At 43.7% G+C, this 3408-nt stretch carries 5 protein-coding genes and 1 tRNA gene; 5 read left to right on the top strand and 1 reads right to left on the bottom strand.

Annotation, left to right across the window (positions count from 1 at the left end; genetic code table 11):
* On the top strand, nt 1-120 hold a 120-nt coding region (locus K1X76_13035), incomplete at its 5' end, for an IS1 family transposase (protein MBX7149986.1).
* 186 nt (nt 121-306) lie between these two features.
* Nucleotides 307-1203: an AAA family ATPase gene (locus K1X76_13030; GenBank protein MBX7149985.1), complete on the top strand. Its 897-nt coding sequence runs from the start codon at nt 307-309 to the stop codon at nt 1201-1203.
* A 21-nt stretch (nt 1204-1224) separates the two neighbouring features.
* Here K1X76_13030 and K1X76_13025 read toward each other — a convergent pair whose 3' ends face one another.
* Nucleotides 1225-1506 carry a hypothetical protein gene (locus K1X76_13025; GenBank protein MBX7149984.1) on the bottom strand — a complete coding sequence of 94 codons (282 nt, stop codon included), beginning with the start codon at nt 1504-1506 and terminating at the stop codon, nt 1225-1227.
* Between the two features lie 123 nt (nt 1507-1629).
* On the opposite strand from K1X76_13025, the gene K1X76_13020 reads away from it, so the two are divergent.
* The 3 genes from K1X76_13020 (at nt 1630) to K1X76_13010 (ending at nt 2967) form a co-directional block, all read left to right on the top strand.
* Nucleotides 1630-1821: a DUF805 domain-containing protein gene (locus K1X76_13020; protein MBX7149983.1), complete on the top strand. Its 192-nt coding sequence runs from the start codon at nt 1630-1632 to the stop codon at nt 1819-1821.
* 91 nt (nt 1822-1912) lie between these two features.
* Nucleotides 1913-1987: transfer RNA gene (locus tag K1X76_13015), tRNA-Thr, on the top strand.
* 353 nt (nt 1988-2340) lie between these two features.
* Nucleotides 2341-2967: a DUF3987 domain-containing protein gene (locus tag K1X76_13010; GenBank protein MBX7149982.1), complete on the top strand. Its 627-nt coding sequence runs from the start codon at nt 2341-2343 to the stop codon at nt 2965-2967.
* The last annotated feature ends 441 nt before the right edge of the window (nt 2968-3408 follow it).

Below are 3408 nucleotides of genomic sequence, written 5' to 3'. Positions count from 1 at the left end.
CATTACCTTGCTCGCTTGCGCCGCAAATCGAAATGCTACAGCAAATCACAGGATATGCTCCGTTACTCCGTCCTCTTGATCATGGCCAAGTGGAATGGTACCTTACCTATCTTAAATTAACAATGCCTACTCGAAATACTGAACTCCTGGACGTTGTCACTTTGCTCCTGACGTAGAATCCCTACGCGGCGTCGCTCGTTCCTAGCCAGGAATTCAGTATTCCAAGTATATACCAAATCTTAATATCTCGCGCATTAAAATAACGGGATTTACAACTAATATCTACATTATAGACTCTCGAAACCCATGGCCGCCGCACCTTCTGCTTTACGATTTAAAATTCCGGATGAAGAACTGGAAGAACTCATCCATAAATATTGTCGCGACTTTACCGAATGGGCGCGGCTGGGGCGATTTGACCCGATCACGGGACGCGATGAGGAAATTGATCAGGTGGTTTTGATTTTGCTGCAAAAGGGGCGCAAAAACGCCGCATTGCTGGCCCCTGCCGGGGTTGGGAAAACCGCGCTCTGTGCCGGGTTGGCGCAAAAAATCGTGGCGGGGGAAGTGCCGGATTACCTGAAAGATGCGCGAATTTTGGAGCTGGATTTGGCGGCAATGTCGGCCGGCACCATGGGCCCGGCAGAGTTTCAGGGCCGTTTCCTGCCGATTTGTAAGGGCATTGCCGAACGCTATCATGATCCGTCTTACCCCAAAGTCGTGCTGTTTATTGATGAAATGCACCAGGTGATGCCGTCGTGTGAAGGGAGTGCCTATAAGGGGTTATCAGAGGTTATGAAACCCTATCTAACCGTGGGCGACCTCCACATTATCGGGGCCACGACACTGGATGAATTTCGTATTTATGTGGCGATTGACCCGGCGATGGATCGGCGGTTTCAGAAAGTTTTCCTCGCCATTCCCAACGTTCCCCAAACCATTCAAATCATGAAGAATTTAAAAGCGGGATATGAGCAACATCATAAAATCACCGTATCTGACCAGGCAATTGAAATCATCGTCAATGCCACCGAAACCCATATGCGCAAACGCAATCAACCCGATAAATCCATCATTATGATGGATGCGGCGATGGCGCATCATGTTAAGAATTATGGTACAGGGGGTGAGCTCAACCTCAACTCCGTTTACTACATGATCGGCAAGGAAACCGGCCTGCATCCCGATGCGATTAAAAAGTAAACCAAGGGCGGCGTTACATTTTCACGCGGCCACTTGGCATGCTGGTTGATCCAGATTTGGCTCGATGCTTATATTTCTCTTATCCATTGCGTCCTGAATTTTTTTGATATCGGATAAAAATACCTCGCGCGCTTGGGCGGCATCAATCAAAAGCGGATTGAATAAAGCTTCATAAAATGCCTGATCAAGAGAGTCTATTAGAGCGACCAAACTTAATTCTGCCTCAGAAACATCCTCACTTTTGAATAAACCTAATATTTTTTCTGTAAATAAATTATGGAAGGCAGCTTCAAGATCTTGCAAAATGACGTACTCATTGCCTTTTATACCGTAGGAAATTCTGAAGTATTTGGCACTCTTTTTCGCTAGTGGAGTCCTGCCATCCAAAGGAAGGGGCGGATAAAAACTTGGGGCTGAACAGTTAATTTGCTTTCGGGATTGGTTGTAATTGTTTTCTTCTTACCGACATTGTCCCTCACCGTCCGCAGATTGCATGATATCGGAAAAAGCGGTTGGTGGTTATTTGGATTGTATATCGGTGCGCCTGTGTTTATGGTTTTTTCTATGCTTTGGGAATCAGTGGGATTAAGCAATGGGGCAACGGCCTGGAGCGTTTAAAAATAAGGGCTTTTCAAACGCGAAAAAAAATGTATGATACACCCGATTTTGAATCAATAACTCAATGATTAAGTGATTCAAGGGGCCGAGGGCCGGCTTAGCACAGCGGTAGTGCAGCGGTTTTGTAAACCGAAGGTCGCGGGTTCAAATCCTGCAGCCGGCACCATTTTCCGAGGGTCTTCCTCTCCGTGGCACACTGGTGGCACAAAAATCAACATGCAATTAAAGCACTCAATCATCACTACAGCTAAATGCCTTTTGTGACATTGAACTGTGCCAACTATGTGCCATGAAAAATGAGCGCTTATTTTATCCATTTGAATATAAAAGGTTTTTGTGGATAAGGGCTTCAGTTTAATTCTCTTATGTTGTGGTTTTTTGCTGTATTTTGTAACGTGCAAACACAGGAAAAAACATGGCTACTATTCAAAAACGCATATCCCAAAAAGGGGAAGTGAGTTTTCGCGTACAGGTGCGCTTAAAAGGGCATCCGACTGAAAGCGCGTCTTTCTCAAGACTATGCCTGTATTGGCTTCGCTGGGGATTGTTTCGGTCGCTTTATCTAAAAAGTTTGTGGTGTCACCTAAGCCGGATTGGATAGAGTCGGTAAACATTTATTGTCAGATTGCAATGCAGCCTGCCAGTAACAAATCACAAACTCTTAAATTTCTCAAATCTCCGGTTGATGAATGGGAGCAAAAAGAAATCGAACGAATTAGACCGGAAAGAGAAGCCGCCTTATCCCATATCAAAATGCAGGAGATTGAGCTTAAAAAGCTATCTAAGACATTGCTAAAAGCAAAGGCTAAGCAAGACGAAATAGAAAATGCAAAAAAAGAAATTCCCGAATTAGAGAGTAAGCTTCGAGAATTAAGAGATAGCCTGCCTATCATTCCGCAATCCTATACCACGGATGTGACCTCGGAATCTTTGGCAACTCTTTTGGATGAGCAAAAGGGAATAGTAGCCATAATATCAGATGAGGGCGGCGTAACTGAGGTTCTGTCAGGTCTTTACAGTAACGGCAGCGCGAATGTGGATATCCTTGTGGAATACATTAAAGCAAATCCTAAACTTAGAGGAAAGCAAACTGGTGAGCTGTTGATTGATTCCTTAAGAGAGTCTTACCCCTGCACTCAAAGGTAAAAAAGTGGATACATGACCGATGAAAACCTGTGGCGTTAGTATGAATAATATTCAGCCCTTTAACAGCCTCTCATTACTTCCTTAATTGTGTTTTGGAGCCATGCTTCAATTGCTATTAATTTTGGCACACTCATGGCACACTAATGTGCAAATTTGTGCCACAGAATACAAATTACGACAAAAGATAAAACTTGCTAAACTTATGTTTTTATTATTAAACTGAGTTGTGATGTGTTGTGAGTTTTAGGCTCGTTAATTTTTGTAAACCGAAGCATGGCATGACGGAGTGGATTTTTTAAAGGCGTTGTTTAGAAGGCATTGTTAATTTAAGATAGTTTTAATATATTTGTGTTTTTCTGGGGCTGTCCTTAACCCTGGAGGCAGCCATGTCAAAACTCGAAGTCAAATGTCCAAAATGCAAAGACGGCACATGCGTCAAAG

It is taken from the genome of bacterium, from assembly GCA_019695305.1.
GTDB lineage: Bacteria > UBA10199 > UBA10199 > UBA10199 > JAIBAG01 > JAIBAG01.
The sequence above is the reverse complement of the archived record's forward strand: the minus strand, read 5'-3'. Positions and strand labels throughout refer to the sequence as shown.

Coding starts and splice junctions, on each gene's coding strand:
- K1X76_13030 (MBX7149985.1), top strand. CDS start 307: ATGGCCGCCGCACCTTCTGCTTTACGATTTAAAATTCCGGATGAAGAA.
- K1X76_13010 (MBX7149982.1), top strand. CDS start 2,341: ATGCCTGTATTGGCTTCGCTGGGGATTGTTTCGGTCGCTTTATCTAAA.